The 17,651-nt window shown below is 68.1% G+C and carries 12 protein-coding genes; 6 read left to right on the top strand and 6 right to left on the bottom strand.

Annotated elements, in window-relative coordinates:
- Window positions 1–46 precede the first annotated feature (46 nt).
- From phrB to KA419_14880, 3 genes are all read left to right on the top strand, one after another.
- Window positions 47–1,465, top strand: coding sequence for a deoxyribodipyrimidine photo-lyase (phrB, locus tag KA419_14890; protein MBP7867221.1), 1,419 nt, complete (start codon window positions 47–49; stop codon window positions 1,463–1,465).
- A gap of 124 nt (window positions 1,466–1,589) precedes the next feature.
- Window positions 1,590–3,704: a S9 family peptidase gene (locus KA419_14885; protein MBP7867220.1), complete on the top strand. Its 2,115-nt coding sequence runs from the start codon at window positions 1,590–1,592 to the stop codon at window positions 3,702–3,704.
- On the top strand, window positions 3,694–6,369 hold the full coding sequence (locus KA419_14880; GenBank protein ID MBP7867219.1) for an insulinase family protein: 2,676 nt from the start codon (window positions 3,694–3,696) through the stop codon (window positions 6,367–6,369). The genes KA419_14885 and KA419_14880 overlap by 11 nt, the downstream gene beginning before the upstream one ends.
- A gap of 748 nt (window positions 6,370–7,117) precedes the next feature.
- On the opposite strand, the gene KA419_14875 is transcribed toward KA419_14880, so the two are convergent.
- From KA419_14875 to KA419_14850, 6 genes are all read right to left on the bottom strand, one after another.
- Window positions 7,118–8,668 carry a DUF4388 domain-containing protein gene (locus tag KA419_14875; protein ID MBP7867218.1) on the bottom strand — a complete coding sequence of 517 codons (1,551 nt, stop codon included), beginning with the start codon at window positions 8,666–8,668 and terminating at the stop codon, window positions 7,118–7,120.
- A 26-nt stretch (window positions 8,669–8,694) separates the two neighbouring features.
- Window positions 8,695–10,938 carry a hypothetical protein gene (locus tag KA419_14870; protein MBP7867217.1) on the bottom strand — a complete coding sequence of 748 codons (2,244 nt, stop codon included), beginning with the start codon at window positions 10,936–10,938 and terminating at the stop codon, window positions 8,695–8,697.
- Window positions 10,939–11,064: 126 nt separating this feature from the next.
- On the bottom strand, window positions 11,065–11,772 hold the full coding sequence (gene scpB, locus KA419_14865) for an SMC-Scp complex subunit ScpB (protein ID MBP7867216.1): 708 nt from the start codon (window positions 11,770–11,772) through the stop codon (window positions 11,065–11,067).
- Complete coding sequence (locus KA419_14860; GenBank protein MBP7867215.1) at window positions 11,769–12,575, bottom strand: segregation/condensation protein A; 807 nt, start codon at window positions 12,573–12,575, stop codon at window positions 11,769–11,771. The genes scpB and KA419_14860 overlap by 4 nt, the downstream gene beginning before the upstream one ends.
- Window positions 12,575–13,261 (bottom strand): site-2 protease family protein, encoded by a 687-nt coding sequence (locus KA419_14855; GenBank protein MBP7867214.1) that lies wholly within the window; start codon window positions 13,259–13,261, stop codon window positions 12,575–12,577. The genes KA419_14860 and KA419_14855 overlap by 1 nt, the downstream gene beginning before the upstream one ends.
- A gap of 726 nt (window positions 13,262–13,987) precedes the next feature.
- Window positions 13,988–14,632 carry a GPP34 family phosphoprotein gene (locus KA419_14850; protein MBP7867213.1) on the bottom strand — a complete coding sequence of 215 codons (645 nt, stop codon included), beginning with the start codon at window positions 14,630–14,632 and terminating at the stop codon, window positions 13,988–13,990.
- A 187-nt stretch (window positions 14,633–14,819) separates the two neighbouring features.
- On the opposite strand from KA419_14850, the gene KA419_14845 reads away from it, so the two are divergent.
- The 3 genes from KA419_14845 to KA419_14835 all read left to right on the top strand — a co-directional run bounded on the left by KA419_14845 (window position 14,820) and on the right by KA419_14835 (window position 17,629).
- Window positions 14,820–15,377, top strand: a complete 558-nt coding sequence (locus KA419_14845) for a hypothetical protein (protein ID MBP7867212.1) — start codon at window positions 14,820–14,822, stop codon at window positions 15,375–15,377.
- Window positions 15,378–15,659: 282 nt separating this feature from the next.
- Window positions 15,660–16,133: a hypothetical protein gene (locus KA419_14840; protein MBP7867211.1), complete on the top strand. Its 474-nt coding sequence runs from the start codon at window positions 15,660–15,662 to the stop codon at window positions 16,131–16,133.
- Window positions 16,134–16,300: 167 nt separating this feature from the next.
- Window positions 16,301–17,629 (top strand): TolC family protein, encoded by a 1,329-nt coding sequence (locus tag KA419_14835; protein MBP7867210.1) that lies wholly within the window; start codon window positions 16,301–16,303, stop codon window positions 17,627–17,629.
- Window positions 17,630–17,651 lie beyond the last annotated feature (22 nt).

Genomic DNA, 17,651 nt, shown 5'->3' with positions numbered 1-17,651 from the left:
GGGTTAGGCTGCAGGCTGCAGGTCCGGAGGGACCGGCTTCCACGAGATGGCCGCTCCAGGGGGTGACAGGTTGACGTCCGAGCCGGTTTTTCAAGCTGCTCTTGCGGCCGCTGGGCCCCTCGGGCGCTGTGTCGTGGAAGCGCGCGGCGGCGGGGAAGACCTCCCCGGCCCCGTGGTCTACTGGATGAGCCGGGACCAGCGCGCCGCGGACAACCCGGCCCTTCTCGCCGCACAGCGCCTGGCCCTGGAGACCCGCCGGCCCCTGGGGGTCGTTTTCTGCCTGGACCCGAAGTTCCCCGGCGCCACCTGGCGGGCGTACGATTTCCTGATCCAGGGGCTTTCGGCGGCCCGGCGGGACCTGGCCGCCCGGGGGATCCCCTTCCTGCTGCTCGACGGGGAACCGGACCGGACGCTGCCCGCATTCTGCGAACAGCGGGGGGTGAGCGCGGTGGTGACCGACTACGACCCCCTGCGGGTCAAGACGGCCTGGCGGGCCGGCGTGCGCGACCGGACGAAGGCCGCCTTCCTCGTGGTGGATGCCCACAACGTGGTCCCCGTGCACCTGGCTTCGGGGCGGAAGGAGGTGGGCGCCCGGACGCTTCGTCCGAAAATCACCCGGTTGCTGCCGGAATTTCTCGTGGAGTTCCCGGGGTTGGAAGACCACCCCTTTCCCTGGACACCCCTGCCGGATGCCCCCGAGCCCCTGGAGGTTCTGCGCCGCCTGTCGGTGGACCGCGGGGCGGGGCCCATCTCCCGGGTGGCGCCGGGCGAGGCGGCCGCGGCCGTCGTCCTCCGGTCCTTCCTGCGGGAGCGGCTGCCCCGCTATGCCGACTCCGCTTCCGACCCCAACGCGGGGGCGGTGTCCGGCCTGTCGCCCTACCTTCACTTCGGCCAGATCTCGCCCCGGCGGGTGGCCCTGGCCGTTCAGGACGCCCCGGCGCCGCCGGGAGCGAAGGACCGTTTCCTCGAGGAGTTGATCGTCCGCCGCGAACTGTCGGACAATTTCTGCCGCTTCGAACCGGCGTACGATTCCCTGGCTTGCGCCCCGGCCTGGGCGAAAGCCACCCTGGACGCCCACCGTGCCGACCGGCGCCCGTACGCCTACGACCTCGCCGCCCTCGAGAATGCCCGGACGCACGACCCCCTCTGGAACGCCGCCCAGGTGGAGCTGGTCCGGAGGGGGGGGATGCACGGCTACCTCCGGATGTACTGGGCGAAGAAGATCCTGGAGTGGAGCCCCACCCCCGAGGAGGCTTTCGCCGCGGCGGTGGAACTCAACGACCGCTACCAGCTCGACGGCCGGGACCCGAACGGGTATGCCGGGATCGCCTGGTCCGTCGCCGGCGTCCACGACCGGCCGTGGCCGGAGCGCCCCATCTTCGGCAAGATCCGCTGCATGACCCTCGGCGGCTGCCGCGCGAAGTTCGACGTGGACGCCTTCATCCGTTCCGTCGTCGCCTCCTGAACCCCGCGGAAAAAAGAGTGCGGATATCCGGTTGCGGGGGGAGAACGGGTGATGGATAATGGGCGGTCTTCCGCCGGTCTTCCCCGGGGAGGCCGGCAGTTTCGTTCCCGGGAGGAATAACAAGATGAAGCGAGTCATCCTGGCCCTCGTGGCCCTGTCCGGCCTTCTGGGCGCCGTCGCGGTCTTCGCGGCGGGCAAGCGCGCCTGCACCATCGCCGACCTCTACCGCTTGAAAGGGATCGGGGACCCCCGGATCTCCCCGGACGGCCAGCGGGTCCTCTTCACCGTGTCGGAGAGCGACCTGGCGAAGGGCAAGTCCGTGACCCAGGTCTGGGTCGTGGACGCCGAGGGGGGCGAGCCGCGGCAGGTGACCCGGGCCGAGGCGTCCAGCCGGGCGCCCCGCTGGTCGCCGGACGGCCGGTCGATCCTCTTCCTGTCGGGCCGCAAAGAGGGGTCCCAGGCCTGGGCCCTCCCGGTGGAACCCGCGGAGGCGCGCCAGCTGACGAAGCTCTCCACCGGCGTCGATGCGGCGGAGTGGGCCCCCGGCGGCGCCACGGTGTTCTTCACCAGTTCCGTCTTCCCCGAGTGCGGCGCCGACGACGCCTGCAACAAGAAAATCCAGGACGGCCTCGACAAGGGCCCCCTCCAGGCCCACCTGGCCGACCGGCTGCTCTACCGCCACTGGACGGACTGGGCCGACGGCCGGCGCTCCCACGTGCTGTGCGTGGACGTGAAGACGGGCGCGGTGACCGACCTGACGCCCGGGGACTACGACTCCCCCGCCTTCTCGACCGGCGGCCGGGGGTACGACCTCTCCCCGGACGGGAGGGAGATCTGCTTCGTGTCCAACCGGGAGGCCGACGAAGCCTCCACCACCAACACGGACCTCTGGACCGTCCCGGTCACCGGGGGTGAGCCCCGGTGCCTGACGGCGGACAACAAGGCGTCCGACACCGCGCCGCTCTACTCCCCCGACGGGAAGTACCTGGCCTACCTGGCCCAGGCGGTCCCCACGTTCGAGGCGGACCGGTTCCGGTTGATGGTCCTCGACCGGGCCACGGGCGAGCGCCGGGAAGTGACCCGCCACTGGGACGACTGGGTGGGCGAGTTCCGGTGGGCGCCGGACTCGAAGTCCCTCCTGTTCACCGCGGACGTGAAGGGCCGGACGGCCTTCTGCCGCGTCCCGGTGGAGGGCGGCAAGCCGGAGAGCCTGGTGAGGGACGTCCACGTCCGGGCCTGGGACCTGGACCCCACGGGGCGCTGGGCCGTGATCGTGAAGGACGCCGTCGGCGAGCCGGCCGACCTCTATCGCTGCGACCTGGCCGACGGCACGCTGAAACGCCTGACCACGCTCAACCAGGCGGTCCGTGACGAGGTGGACTTCCGCCCGGCCGAGGAGATGTGGGTCAAGGGGGCGGACGGCGCCGACGTGCACGTCTTCGTGGTCAAGCCCCACGGTTTCGACCCGGCGAAGAAGTACCCCCTGATCCTCAACGTCCACGGCGGGCCCCAGATGATGTGGGCCGACGCGTTCCGGGGCGACTGGCAGGTCTACCCCGGCGCAGGTTACGTGGTGGCCTTCCCCAACCCACACGGTTCCACGGGTTACGGGCAGGCCTACACCGACGCCATCTCGAAGGACTGGAACGGGAAGGTCATCGAGGACGTCCTGAAGGTGACGGACGCCCTGGCGGCGCTGCCGTACGTGGACCCCGACCGGATGGGGGCCATGGGGTGGAGCTGGGGCGGTTACGCCATGATGTGGCTCGAGGGGCAGGCCACCCGTTTCAAGGCGCTGGCGGCCATGATGGGCGTGTACGACCTGCGTTCCATGCACGGGGCCACGGAGGAGCTGTGGTTCCCCGAGTACGACCTGGGCGGGGTGCCGTGGGAATCCCCGATCTACCGTTCCCAGAACCCCTCGGAGCGTGTCGCGAACTACAGGACCCCCTGCCTGGTGATCACGGGGGAGCGGGACTACCGGGTGCCCTACACCCAGAGCCTCCACTTCTTCACCGACCTGCAGAAGATGAAGGTCCCCTCGCGGCTCATCGTGTTCAAAAACGACGGCCACTGGCCGGATGCCGTCAAGAGCATGCCCTTTTACTACAACGCGCACCTCGACTGGTTTCACACCTACCTGGGGGGGGCGCCGGCGCCCTACGACATGAAGCGGATGTGGCGGAACCAGGCCTTCGAACCCGCGGAGGGCGGGAAGGACGGCGGGAATGCCCGCTGAGCGCACCGACCGGGACCCCGCACGCCACCCCGGCATCCCCGAGGTCCGCGCCTTCACCCTCCCCAACGGCCTCGGCCTGCTGGTGGCCGAAGACCACGCGCTCCCCATCGTCTGCTCCACCATCTGGTACCGGGTGGGGGCTCGTGACGAGAAATCGGGCGAAACCGGCATCTCCCACCTGCTGGAGCACCTGATGTTCAAGGGGTCGCGACGGTTCCCCAAGGGCGCCATCGACGCCGTGACCCTCCGCCTGGGCGGCCACGACAACGCCTTCACCTCCTACGACTACACCGGGTACTACTTCGCCTTCGCCTCGGACCGGTGGGAAACCGCCCTGGACATCGAAGCGGACCGGATGACAGGCCTCCTCCTCGACCCCGGCGAGTTCCGGATGGAGAAGCAGGTCGTCCTGGAGGAGTTGTCCATGGGCGAGGACAACCCCTGGGAACACCTCCGGCGGAACGTTCTGTCGCTGGCCTTCCGCCGGCACCCCTACCGGAACCCCATCATCGGCTGGCGGGAGGACCTGGAGCGGATCACCCGGGCCCAGGTCCGCCGCTGGTACCGGGATCACTACCACCCGGCCAACGCCTTCCTGGTCCTCTCGGGGGACGTGCAGGCGGACCGGGCCCTGGAAGCGGTCGAGAAACGGTTCGGGGCCCTTCCCGGCCGCCCCGTGAAGGACCGGAAGCTGCCACCCGACCCGCCTCCCGACGGGGTGATCCGGTTCACTTCCCACATGCCGTCCCACGGCGCGAGGCTTCTCGTGGCTTTTCACGGGCCGTCCACGTTCGGGGCGGACCTTCACGCGGCCAACATCCTCCAGTACATCCTGTCGGAGGGGAAGACCAGCCGCATCTACCAGCGCCTGGTGGAGAAGGACCAGACGGTCTCCGCGGTCTCGCTCTCCTTCGAGGACATGATGGACCCCTCCCTGGTGAGCCTCTCGGCCGAGATCAAGCCGGGAGTGCCCTTCGAGGCCGTGGAGGACGCCGTGTTCGACGAGTTGCGGCGCGTGGCGGAGGACGGGGTCGCCGAGGCCGAACTGGAGCGTGCGCGGCGCCAGCTCCTGGCCGACTTCATCTTCGAGAGCGAGGACATCGTCAACGTGGCCGTCAACCTGGGCGTGTACGAGTGCATCGGGTCGCACGACATCTACACGGGATTCCTGGGCAAGGCCCTCCAGGTCACCGCCGGGGAGATCCGGGAGACGGCGGGGCGCATCTTCACCCCGGACCGGTGCGTGATCGGGCGGATGGCCGCCAGCCGGAAGGGCGTGGTGGTCGGCGGGCCTGCCGGGGAGGACGAACCGGAAATCCCGGGACCGGTCTTCCGGTGCCACTACCGTGACGGGAACCCCGAACGGCCCGCCCCGGCGCCGGCGCACCCCCGTGCCGGTCACGGCGGGCCGCGGGTCCACCTGGACATCCGGGAACTCGTCCTGGACAACGGCCTTCGGGTTTTCCTGTGCCCGATGCCCCGCATCCCCGCCGTCTACGCCTCGGCGATGGTCCTCGCCGGCGGGCGGGAGGACCCCCCCGGCCTCCAGGGGATGGGATACCTCCTGGGCAACCTGCTGGACGAGGGGACCAGCCGGCACTCCCACGCCGAGATCTCGGCCTACTTCGACGAACGGGGCGGGGTCATGGAGAGCTTCGCCACCCGGGAGTCGGCCGGGGTGACGTTCAAGGTCCTGTCGGAGGATTTCCCCCGGGCGTTCGACCTCCTGGCGGAGATGATCTTCGACGCCAGCTTCCCCGAGGACCGGCTGGAGCTGGTGAAGTCGCAGGTCCTGAGCCGCCTGGCCTCCATGGAAGACCGCCCCGAGTACCTCGGCGCCAGGGAGTTCAATCGCCTGGTCTACGACGGCACCCCTCTCGCCCACCCGCTGGCGGGTTACAAGGACACGGTGCCAGCCGTTCGGCGGGAGCACCTGGCGGACTTTCACCGGAAGTGGTTCCACGCGGGGAACGCACTGTTGACCCTGGTGGGGGACTTCGAGCCGGATCGGATGGCGGACGTGGTCCGAGAGCGGCTGGGGGCCGTCCGCCGGGGGGAGCGGCTGCAGCGGGTGGAACTCGGTCTCCGGCGGCAGCGGGCGGCGCTGGGGGGGCGGATCCGGGTGGACGACCGGGAACAGCTGCACCTGTTCCTCGGGCACCTGGGGATTCGCCGAACCGACCCCGATTACTACCGCCTGCTGGTGATGGACATCATCCTGGGCGGGGGGCCGGGCTTCACCTCGCGGATTCCCCGGAAACTCCGGGACGAGATGGGGCTCGCCTACACCACCTGGGCGGGGATCTGCTCCTCCGCCGGCCCCGACCCGGGGACCTTCACCGCCTACATCGGCACGTCGCCGGACAAGCGGGACCAGGCCCTCGAGGGGATGCTGAGGGAAATTCGGGCGATCCGGAACGACCGGGTGTCCGAGGACGAGCTGAAAGCGGCCAAGGACTACCTGACCGGGAGCTTCGTCTTCAAGTTCGAGACCCTTTCCCAGGTGGCCTCGTTCATCCTGGCCGCCCACGTCTACGGCCTGGGCTTCGACTACATCGACCGGTTCCCCGAACTGGTGGGGGCCGTCACTGCGAGGGGGGTCCGCGAGGCGGCCCGCCGGCACCTCGACCCCGACGCGACGACCCTGGTGGAGGTCGGGCCGTAGGCGCGGGTAAGGCTGAAGGCTTTTAGGCTGAAGGCTGTTAGGCTGAAGGCTGTTAGGCTGAAGGTTGTTAGGCTGAAGGCTGTTAGACTGAAGGCTGAAGGTCCGGAGTCATTTTCATCGGTATCGGTATCGCAATCGCCGTCGCTATCGCATCGCCGTCGCAATCGCAGTCGCAGTCGCAATCGCCGTCGCAATCGCAGTCGCAGTCGCAATCGCGGTCGCAATCGCGGTCGCAATCGCGGTCGCAACCCTCGATCCACCCCCTTCCTTGCGGAGTGCGGCGCGAAGGCTGCCGGAGCGCCGCTTTGATCGCGCCGCGCAGGTCGCCGGAGCGGCGCGACCCCGACGCGGCGGACGGTGCTGACGGGGCATGCCACACGAGCCGGCGCGATAGCGGTCTTCCCTGGCGAGATCACGGTCCGGTTTCATTGCGGTCTTGGCGCCCTGGCGAGAGCCGATCCGGATCCTGATCTCGCCAAGGCGCCAAGCCCGCAAAGAAAAACGAGTTGCCGGGGATGCGGCCAGGGGGCACGAAAGCTGACCTTCACCGGGTCGCCCCGCCTCCGGGAGGAAGCTTCCGGAAGGTCTCTCACAAAGGCACAGAGGCACGGAGAAGAATCCTGAGGTGAATCGCGGCTGCCGTGAACATCATGCCCCGGCCCCGGATGCCTGCCCGTGTATTCCGTGGTTCCCTTTCCGGATGATCCGGACGGGGTGGTCCCCGCCGGCCGGCCGGCCGGAACGGGGTTCAGAGGGTGATCTCGTCGAGCCCCAGGGCGTCCTTTTCCCGGATGGCCTCCTCGTCGATGACGCGCAGCGCCTCGAGGACGATGGCCATGTTGGAGCCCCGGAGCGTCTCGGGCGGGTTTTCGGGGAGTTTCGGGTCGAACATGAAGTCGCCGCCCTTGAGCCGTTTCAGCTCGATGATGGCGTGCTGCCCGATCTTCTCCTTGAAGATGGCGTGGAACATGTTCCCGTCGTTGAAATAGACGTGGCCTTCCCGGTCGGCGAAGCGGATGCGCAGGATCCCGGTCTTTCGGGCGGATTCCAGCATCTGGATGACGTCCTCCAGGCCGATCTCCTCGAGTTTTCCCCGGATCAGGTCCATCTTCCCGTAGGATTCCTCGTCGAGCGCCAGTTTCAGCCGCCGCATCTCGTGCCGGACCCACTCGTTGCTCTCGTCCAGGTTGAGCCACTTCTCCAGGAGCTGGTAGGCCTTGCGGTTCTCGCTCTGCCGGACGAACATCTCGTAGAGCTTCGGGTACAGTCCCTGGACGGCCTGGATGTCGCCCACGTACATCTTGAACTCGGCGAGTTTCTGCAGCGCCTGGGTGTTGCCTTCGTCTTCGGCCAGGATCCGCTGGAGGATGTCGGTCAGCTTCCCGCCGTACTCGTGGTAGCGGGACAGGTCGAGGATGCCGATCATGTCCATGGCCAGGCCGTACCGCTTCTTCTGGATCGCCCGTTCGACGTACTGGAAGAGGATCTCGTCCCCCTTGGGGGAGATCATGAAGTGCTTGTGCAGAAGCCCGATCAACTCGTCCTTTTTCTCGAGTTCGAAGAGGAGGCTGATCCGGTAGGGCATGAGCTGGGGGTCGGGGTCCTCTTCCCCGAGCCCCATGCTGTTGAGCAGGACGAGGGCGTCCTCGTGGCTCCCCAGCTTGACCAGCGCCTGGAGGACGATGAGGCTGACCTCCCGGTTGTCGGGCTCCGCCTGGATGATCTCGTAAAGGTGCAGGCAGCACCGGGCGAACTCCCCCCGCTCGAAGTACTTCTTCCCGGCCGCCAGGTGGCAGTCCCGGGCGCGGCCGGTGAGTTTCTGCTTGTCGTAGTGGTCCGCGAGGATCTCGAGGGCTTCCAGGTTGTCGGGGGCGAGCCGGGTGACCCGCTCCAGGAAATAGATGGCCTTGGAAGGGTCCGTCTTGCTCTTGACCTTGGCGGCCTTGAGCAGGACCTCGACGGCTTCCCGGGTCTTCTCCTTCTGCTGGTAGATGTCCGCCACCGTGGTCATCAGCGTCTCGTTCTCGGGGTCGTGCCGGAGCATCTTGTTGTAGACGGTGATGGCCTTGGCCCACTCCCCGCTCTCGAGGTAGAGGGCGGCGGCCCGGTCCAGGCACTGGAAACCGACCTTCTTGTTCCCCAACTGGATCAGGAGGTCCCCGGCCAGGCCGAGGGCTTCCTTGTCGTCGGGCTTGCGCGACAGGATCTTGCGGTACTTTGCGACGGCCTTCTCGAGCTTCCCCTTCGCCACGCAGTGGGCGGCGGATTGCATGAGGGCGTCACGGTCGAAAAATAGCATGGTTCACCTTTCCCCGCGGGGGGCCATCAGGGAATCTTGACCGGGAGTTCGAAGTAGAAGGTGGAACTGACCCCGACCTCGCTCTTCGCCCAGATCTTGCCGCCGTAGTGCTCGATGATCTCCTTGCAGAGGAAGAGGCCCAGACCGTAGTGGTCGGCGGATTCGTTTTCCGCCGGGCGCTGGTAGAAGCGGTCGAAGATGTGGGCCAGGTGCTCCCGCTCGATGCCCTGCCCGGTGTCGGCGCAGGAGACCACCATGTACCGGTCGTTGTAGACGGGGTCGTACTGGACACTGATTTCGATGTGGCCGACGGGGGTGAACCGGATGGCGTTGTCCACCAGCTGGTTCAGCACGAAACGGACCTTCTCCTTGTCGACCTTGGCGAAGAGGTTCCGCTCGGGGAGGTGTTCCCGCCACACGAGCCCCCGGGAACGCAGGATCGGCTGGAAACCGTTCCGCAGCTCGTCGATGATCTCGCGGATCGGGAAGACCTCGTCGACGAAGTCGGCGGATTTGAAGTACTGGCGCGAACCCGAATCGAGACCGTCCAGGATCCGGTTGAGCTTGGACGATTCCTCCCGGAAGACTCCGACCACCTTCTCGATATTATCGGGGTTGCTCGAGCCCACCTTTTCGACGATCCGCGAAGCCATCAGCATGGAGGAGATCGGCTTGCTGATCTCGGTCTTGAAGTCCCGCATCCGGGCGTCGCGCTGGATCTCCATCCGCATGACGGGGTCCAGCATGACCCGGAGGTTGTTCAGCTTCATCTGGACATCCTGGTTCCGGAGCCAGACGGACTTGAGTTCCTCCCGGAGCTGGGCCGTCGCCTTTTCGACCTTGGCGTCGACGTCGCGGGTGCTCTCCATGAGCTTCCGGACGAAGAGCTTCTTCTCGAAGGCCAGGGACATGGTGGTGGCCAGCCGGGAGAGGAAGAGGAGGTCCTCGTTGCCGTACGCCTTGAGGACGCTCGACTCGTTGATCATCTGGTAGACGTTCAGAAGGCCGTAGCCCGTGCCGCCGGCGTGGAGGGGGACGCTCATGAAGGCCATGATCTTCATGCGCTTCAACTCGTCGGCGAGGGCGATCCGCTGCTTCGGCGGCATGTTCTGGTCTTCGTAGGAGAAGATGTTGAAGCAGACCGGTTTGAGGGAGTTGAAAACCTGCAGGGCGAAGGACTCGTTCCCCCCGAGCTGGATGTTGGCCAGGGGGTCCCGGTTGAAGCCGGTGAGGAGGCTGTCGCTGAACCGCCCGGCGGAGCGGTTGAACTCGAGCAGGGACCCGTAGGAGGTCTGGAAGGTGAGCAGGATGGACTTGAACATCAGCTTCGGGAGGTTCTCGGGGTCGAACTTCTCCGTCAGCGCCTGGTTGATCTGGCTCAGGATGGTGAACTCCCGGTTCCGCTGCTCCATCTGGTTCTTGAGGGTGTTGAGCTCGTTGTAGAGCTCGACCATCTCGATGTTGGTCTCGACCGCCTTTTCCAGCAGCCGCGCCTGGGAGATGTCGTCCCGCCGCTCCAGCACCTTCACGCTGTGCGTCCCCGTCGCGGACGGCTTGGCCGCCGGCGGTTCCTCCGCCTCGCCGGAGGCGGTGCCGGAGGGGCGGATCTTGCGCTGGTAGGTGTCCAGGACCGCCTCGAAGCTCCGGTCGATCTTGTCCTCGATCTCGGCGATGGAGAAGTCGGGGAACTCCCGGTTGAAGGCCTGGAGCACCGCCATGATGGCCGCTTTCAGCGTCTGGAGGACCCCCACCCCGGTCACCGCGATGGCGCCGAAGGAGGGCACGGACCGCTCGTTGAGGATCCCGTCCATCTCCTCGACGGGCAGGATGTCCTCGAGGTCCTGCTTGTTGTACTGGTAGACCAGGGGGATCGTCTTGAAGTCCAGCTTGTTGGCCTTCAGGTTCTCCCGCATGTTCTCGAAGCTCTCCCAGTTGTCGTCCTGCATCTTCCGGGTGGAGTCGGCCACAAAGACCACGCCGTCCGCCTTCCCCAGGACCGTCCGCCGGGTCTGGTTGTACTTGACCTGGCCGGGGACCGTGAAGAGCTGCATCTTGACGTTGTAACCGTTGATGACGCCCAGCTCCAGGGGGAGGAGGTCGAAGAAGAGCGTGCGGTCGTCACCGGTGTTGATGGAGAAGAGTTTGACTTTCTGGTTGGGGAAGAGGACCTGGTGGATGTAGATCAGGTTCGTGGTCTTTCCGCTGAGGGCGGGCCCGTAATATACCACCTTGAGCTTGATTTCCTTGTCGACGTGGGAAATTTGCGCCATGCGGACACACTCCCTCGATGCATTCTAAACGTTAATTATATGAAATGGATCTTCAGGGAAACAAGGGAAAAGTTCCGCTTTCCGTGAAAAATGGGCCGCGGCGGGGGGAAAGCGGCCGGCTCCCCTTCAGCGCTCGTCCATCCCGGGAAGCAGCGGGCCCTCGTCCGGGAAGAACAGGGTGTCGCCCCCCCCGGGTTCCGCGGGGCCCTCGCCCGGGCCCTCGTCGGCGAAAACGTCGCCGCTGGCGGCGATCCCCTCCAGTTTGGCGTCGAAGAGGCTCTTCTGCTTCATCTGGTCGGCCTTGTCGCCGAAAATCTCCTCGAACTCCTCGAAGGTGGGAAGGTCCTTGAGGGAGGAGAGCCCGAAGTGGAGGAGGAATTCCCTGCTGGTGCCGTACTGCATGGGGGAGCCCACCACCTTCCGTCGGCCGCGCGGGGCGATGAGCTTCTTCTCCAGCAGGGTCTTGACGGCCCCCGGCGACTTCACGCCCCGGATGGCCATGATCTCGGGGACCGTCACCGGCTGTTTGTAGGCGATGATGGCCAGGGTCTCGAGGGCCGCCATGGAGAGCTTGAAGCCGGGCCGTGACTTGAGGAAGCGCCGGACCGGCTCGTGGTACTCCAGCCGGGTGGAGAGCCGCCACCCTCCGGCCACGAGGCGGAGGGTCACCCCCCGGTCGGGCGCCCCGAAGTCGGCGGCCAGTTCGTCGAGGGCCGCCTGGAGGGCCTCCCGAGGCGTCTGGGGGAAGGCCTCGGCCAGCTGGTCCGTCGACACCGGCTCCTCGGAGACGTAGAGGATCGCTTCCAGGGTCGCCTTGAGGGCCGCGTCGCTCATGAGACCCTCTTCTGGCGGCGGATGATGAGGATGTCGTCGTCGAAGCCTTCCTGGCGGACCAGGACGTCCTTCGTCCGGACCAGCTCCAGCACGGCGATGAACAGAACCACCACGTGCAGGCGCGTGACGCCCTCCCGGAGGAAGCTGGAGAACCGGATCGTCTTCCGGTGCCGGAGGATCTGGCGGATCTGGTCGATCTTCTCCGCCACGGTGACGGCCTCCCGGTCGAGTTCCACCACCCGGCGCTCCTCCAGGCGCTGCAGCACGCTCCGGAAGGCCCCGACGAGGTCCATGAGGGAGACGCAGACCAGTTCGTCGGCGTCGGGCGCCACCTCGCCGAGGCGCGAGACGGACCAGGTCCCGGCCTCCAGTTCCTGCCGGGTGTACAGCTCCTGGGCGGCCTCCTGGAACTTCTCGTACTCGAGGAGGCGGTCCACCAGTTCCTTCCGCGGGTCCTCCACGGCGTCCTCCTCGCCTTCCTCCTCGGGGTCCGGCGGCAGGAGCATCTTCGACTTGATGAGGATGAGGGTGGCCGCCGTCTCCAGGAACTCCCCCGCCACGTTGATGTTGAGTTCCTGCATCGCCTCGAGGTAGGACAGGTACTGCTCGGTGATGAGGGCGATGGGGATGTCGTAGATGTCGATCTCCTGTTTGCGGATCAGGGTCAGCAGGAGGTCCATGGGCCCCTCGAAGAGGGGAAGCCGGATCTCGTTCCGGTCGCCGTGGATGACGATTTCGGTGCCCGGTGCGGCGGGGCCCGCCTCGACCGGCGGGGGCAGGGGGGCGGGGGCGAGGTCCGGCATCAGGTCAACCAGGTGAAGAGTTTTTCGTGCCCGGGGAGAAGCATGATCAGGCTGTTGACGAAGCCGATCACCGGGCGGAAGACGAGGCCGGTCAGGCCCAGGTAGAACAGCAGCAGGATGGCGATGAAGCCGAACTGGCGGGCCTGGTTGTACATCTGGCGGGCTTCGTAGGGCAGGAAGTGCTCCAGGACGTGGCTCCCGTCGAGGGGGTGGATGGGGATCAGGTTGAACAGCATGAGCAGGAGGTTGACCAGGGTCCCGTGCCAGAGGATGATGGCGACGGGCTGGGCGATGCCTCGGTTCATGTCCTCCGGGGCCGCGCTCAGGAAGACCGCGAACGCCGCGAAGAAGAAGCCGGCCAGGCACAGGTTGCTCGCCGGCCCGGCGATGGAGACGAGCATGTTGTCCCGGGAGGGGCGTTTGAGGTGGAGCAGGTTGACCGGCACGGGTTTTGCCCAGCCGATCAGGGGGAAGTGGGTGAGGATGGAGATGATGGGGAAGAGGACCGTCCCGAAGACGTCGATGTGGGCGATGGGGTTGAGGGTCACCCGTCCCAGGAGCCGGGCGGTGGGGTCGCCGAGGCGGTTGGCGGTCCAGGCGTGGGCGCACTCGTGCACCGAGAGGGAGAGCAGGAGAACGGGGTAGCCCAGCAGGAGGGCTTGCCAGTCGATGGTGGATAGGTTCATGGTCCGGTTTCTCCCGATGCGCGGTTCCGCGGGGTGCTCGAGCTTCCGGCGGGCTTGGTGAAGCCGCTTCCGGCAACATCCGGGGAAAGTATCACAACGGTGCCGGATCCGCAATCTCTTTGCGGGGGGAACCGGGAGCCCTTCGCCGGATGATGCCCGAAAGGACGAAAGGACCAAAAGGACTTAAGGGACTTAAAGGACGGCAAGGGGGCAAGGCGGAGGGTCGAGGGATTAAAGGCGCAGGGAGGCAAGGCGGAGGGTCGGGGGATTAAAGGCGGCAGGGGGGCAAGGCGGAGGGTCGAGGGATTAAAGGCGCAGGGAGGCAAGGCGGAGGGTCGGGGGATTAAAGGCACAGGGAGGCAAGGCGGAGGGTCGAGGGATTAAAGGCGCAGGGAGGCAAGGCGGAGGGTCGAGATTCGGGGTTTTCCTTCCCTGCTGTCCTTTGGGTCCTTTTGTCCTTTCCAATTCTCCTGTCGACTTTGCCGGGGTCGCTGGGCGAAGAGCGGCCACAGGAGAACGGGGGAGCGAGAACGTTGCCGATGGAAAAGGCGATGGCGATGGCGAATTCCGATACCGATACCGACCCCGATACCGACCCCGATAGCGATACCGATACCGATACCGACCCCGACCCCGACGTGAACCCTCCGGACCTTCAGCCTAACAGCCTTCAGCCTAACAGCCTTCAGCCTAACAGCCTTCAGCCCAACAGCCTTCCCCCTGGCGTCAGAACGGTTGGGGTGTGAAGAGCATCTGGCCGAGGCGGCGGATCATCTGGAGGGTCGCCTGGCCGATCAGGTCCATGCGGGCGACGTCCCGGATGCGTTCGGCGGCGCGGTCGAGTTCCGCCTCGGAAAACACGGTGTCCCACAGCCGGCAGGCGTCCACCAGGGCCACCAGGGCGGCGTCCCGGGGGTCCGGGATCTCGTCGGAGAGGAGGAGCCCCCGGAGGCGGCCGCGGACTTCCTGGGTTTCCTTTCCCTCCCGCTTGGGGTAGCGCCGTACGGCGAACACCCAGAGGATCCGGCGGTCCACGACGCGGAGGACGCCCTTGTGCACCAGGCGGTCGAGGATGCGGGTGCGGATCTCCCCCGCCCGCAGGAAGAGGGTGTCGAGCCCGTCGGTGATGGGGGTGTCCTCCCCGAGGGCGCGGAGGTCGCCCAGCGCGGTGTCGAGGACGGCGTCGCCCGTGGGGCTGGGGTCCACGACCCGGAGGACCTTCTGGTCGTTGTCGATCCGCCCGAGGAAGGCGAGTTCCATGAGGACGGCGGCCCCCAGGGCGTTCTCGAGGGAGAGGACGGGGAGTTCCCGGAGCGTTCCCTCGGTGTCGTCCAGGGCCAGGAGCAGGATCTCTTCGGCGAACGTCAGCATGGCGGGCCTCCCGTCGGTTCCGGTCTCGCCTCCATCATAGCCGACCACCCGCCGGGATGCAAGCGCCGGGCGCCGCTACCGCGGGGTTTGCGGCATGGGGGTTGCAATTTCCAGGGTTTTCTGGTTACCTGCACTCAGCGCCCGGGTGCGTTCGCACCGGGGCGACGCGAGGCGGGAGGAGGACGGGATGGCGAGGTTGACGGACCCGACGGGGCGGCTCGACGCGGAAGGGGCGGAGACCCTTCGCCGGATGACCGAGCGGCGGAAGGCGGTGGGCGCGGGGCTGCCCGGGCCGTACGGGCCGCTGTTGCACCAGCCGCACCTGGCGGAGCGGGTGGACGACCTGGGGTTCTACCTGCGCTACGCGTCCCGGCTGCCCCGGGACCTCTACGAGTTCGTCGTGCTCTGTTTCGCCCGGCGGCACCGGGTCCCCTACGTCTGGGCGACGCACGCGGGGCCCGCGGCCGCCGCCGGTCTGGGACCGGACGTCCTCGACGCCCTGCGCCGCGACGACCCGCTCCGGGTCCCGGAGCCGTACCGGACGGCCGCGGCCGTGGCCGAGGCCGCCATGGCGTACCGCTCCCTGGCCCCCGACCTCCAGGCGGAGGCCCTGGAGCGCTTCGGCGCCGCCGCGTTGGTGGAGATCGTCACCCTGTGCGGGTTCTACGCCATCATGGGGATGGTGGGCCAGGCGTTCGAGCTTCCCCTCCCGCCCGGGACGGACGCCCCCTTCGCCCCGGAGTGAAAACGGCCCCCCCCCGGCCCCGGCCCGCCCCGCATTCCCCGGGAACAGCCGCCGGGGTGAGCAATACCTGGAGAATGCGACCGCTTGCCGACGCGCGCGGCTCTGATCGTGGGCCGAAGGGGGGGACGATCCCGCGGCCGTTGCGATGATCGTCAAAGCGGTTGCATCCCGCGGCCGGGTCGTTTACACTGCCGCTGGACACGCCGCGTCTGCCCGGGCGGCGGGCGCATCGCGGAAAACGCACCGGCGCCGTGCCCCGGCGCTGCGGCGGACAGGGGACGCATGACGGCACACCGTTTCATCCTGCACCTCCTGCTGGCCCTCCAGGCCGTCGGCCAGGCCTTCCCGGCCGGTCTCGTGCTGTGCCGTGAAGCGGACGGGACGGTCCGGGTCGAGCCCACGGGCGGGGGCTTTTCGGGGTCGGCCCCATGCGGCCCGGCTTCCTGCGCCGGCTGGTGCGGCGACCCCCGGGCGAACCCGTCCGACCGGGGCACGACGACTCACCCCGTGATCAGTCCCGCCCTCGCCGGCCCCGGCGACGGGGATGATTGTTCCGACCTCTCTCTCCGCCCCTTCCCCGGCCTGCACCGGGCCGGGCCGGCGCCCGCCGCGGGCCCCGTGACGCCCGGGGCGCCCGTGTGCGCCGCGGTCCCGGGCGGGGCCCCGCCGGACACCGCCTTGCCCCGGCCCTCGCCGCCGGGCGGCCCTCCCTTATCCCACGCCCCCGGCAATCGAATTCCCCCCCTGCGAATCTAATCCGAATGAGCGGCGTGTGCCCTTCGCGCATGGCCGTGTCCCACAGGCTGAAGCCCGGGCCAGGGGCGCCCTCCACGGGGCCCGCACCCGCCCGGGACACCGGTTCGCGTCCTCCCGCACGGCCGGTGTCGCCGGTTCGAGAGGGGAGCTTGCGGAGGAGTTGACGAATGATCATGCAGCAATGGGTAAAACCGGTCCTCCTGTCCATGATGCTGGCGGCCGCGCATCACGTCGGCTTCCCGGCGGGGTGCCCGACGGTCCGCGGTCCGGCCCCAGAGTACCGGCGGGCCCTCACCTGGCCGGAGGCGGCCCGCCGGGTCCTGGAGCGCCATCCCGGCCTGAAGGCGGCGGCGGAGGAGCCGCGGGCGATGGAGGGGCGGGTGGTCCAGGCCGGCCTGAAGCCGAACCCGGAACTCAGCTTCGAGATCGAGAACGTCCTGGGGACCGGTGAGGTGGGCCTGGGGGCCTCTGCCGAGGCCACCGCCGTCTACGCGCACCGGATCGAGGGCGGCGGAAAGCGCTCCGCCCGCGTCCGGGCGGCCGAGGCGGAGCGGGACGCCGCGTGCCGGGAGGTGGAGGCCCGCCGGGCCGAGGTGGTCGCGGAAGCCGCCGCCGCTTTCGTGGACGTCATGCACGCCCAGGAACGCTTGGCCAACGGGCAGGTCCTGCTCGACCTCTCCCGGCGGATCCACGAGACGGTCCGGATCCGGGTGGAGGCCGGAAAAGACTCACCGGTGGAAGAGACCCGGGCGGCCGTGTCGCTGGCCTCGGCCCGTCTCGAGGTGGAGAAGGCGAACGGGGAACTCCGGGCGGCCCGGGACCGCCTGGCCGGCCTCTGGGGGGACGCGGAGGCGGACTTCGACGGGGTGAGCGCGCCGTTCCGGCTCCCCGAGGCTGCACGCGCCGACGTGCCGCCGGCGTTCGAGGGCAACCCCGAGCGGCGAAAGGCCGAGGCCGTGCTGGCAGCCCGCGAGGCCGCCGCGGCCGCGGAAGCGTCCGCCGCGAGAACCGACCTGACGGTGAGCGCCGGGGTCCGCTACCTCAATGACGGCAAGGGGGTCGCCCTCGTGGGAGGGCTTTCCATCCCCCTGAACCGGTACGACCGCCGCCAGGGGGCCATCGCCGAGGCGAAGGTCCGGGTCGAACAGGCGCGGGCGGAACTGCGGTCGCTGGAAGCGCGACTGCGTTCGACCTGGCGGCGGGCCCGGCACGCCCTCGACCTCGCCTGCCTGGAGGAGCGGAACCTTTCCGGGGTCATCCTGCCCGGCTGCCATGCAGCCCTCGAGTCCCTCCAGGAGGGGTACCGGCTGGGCAAGTTCGATTTCCTGGCCGTCCTGGACGCCGAGCGCACCCACCTGGACGTGGAAATGCGCATCGTGGACGCCGTGGCGGCCGCCCTGAAGGCGGCGGTGGAACTTCACCGGCTGTCGTCGCCCGACGGGGCGCCCGACCCTTATCGCTTCCTGAACGCCGGCGAGGAGGTGACCCATGACTGAGGGACGCGTGCCAACCCGGGAA

The organism is Acidobacteriota bacterium (genome assembly GCA_018001935.1).
Classification (GTDB): Bacteria; Acidobacteriota; JAAYUB01; order JAAYUB01; family JAAYUB01; genus JAGNHB01.
Note: the sequence above shows the minus strand (reverse complement) of the source record. Positions and strands in the feature narration are given on the sequence as shown.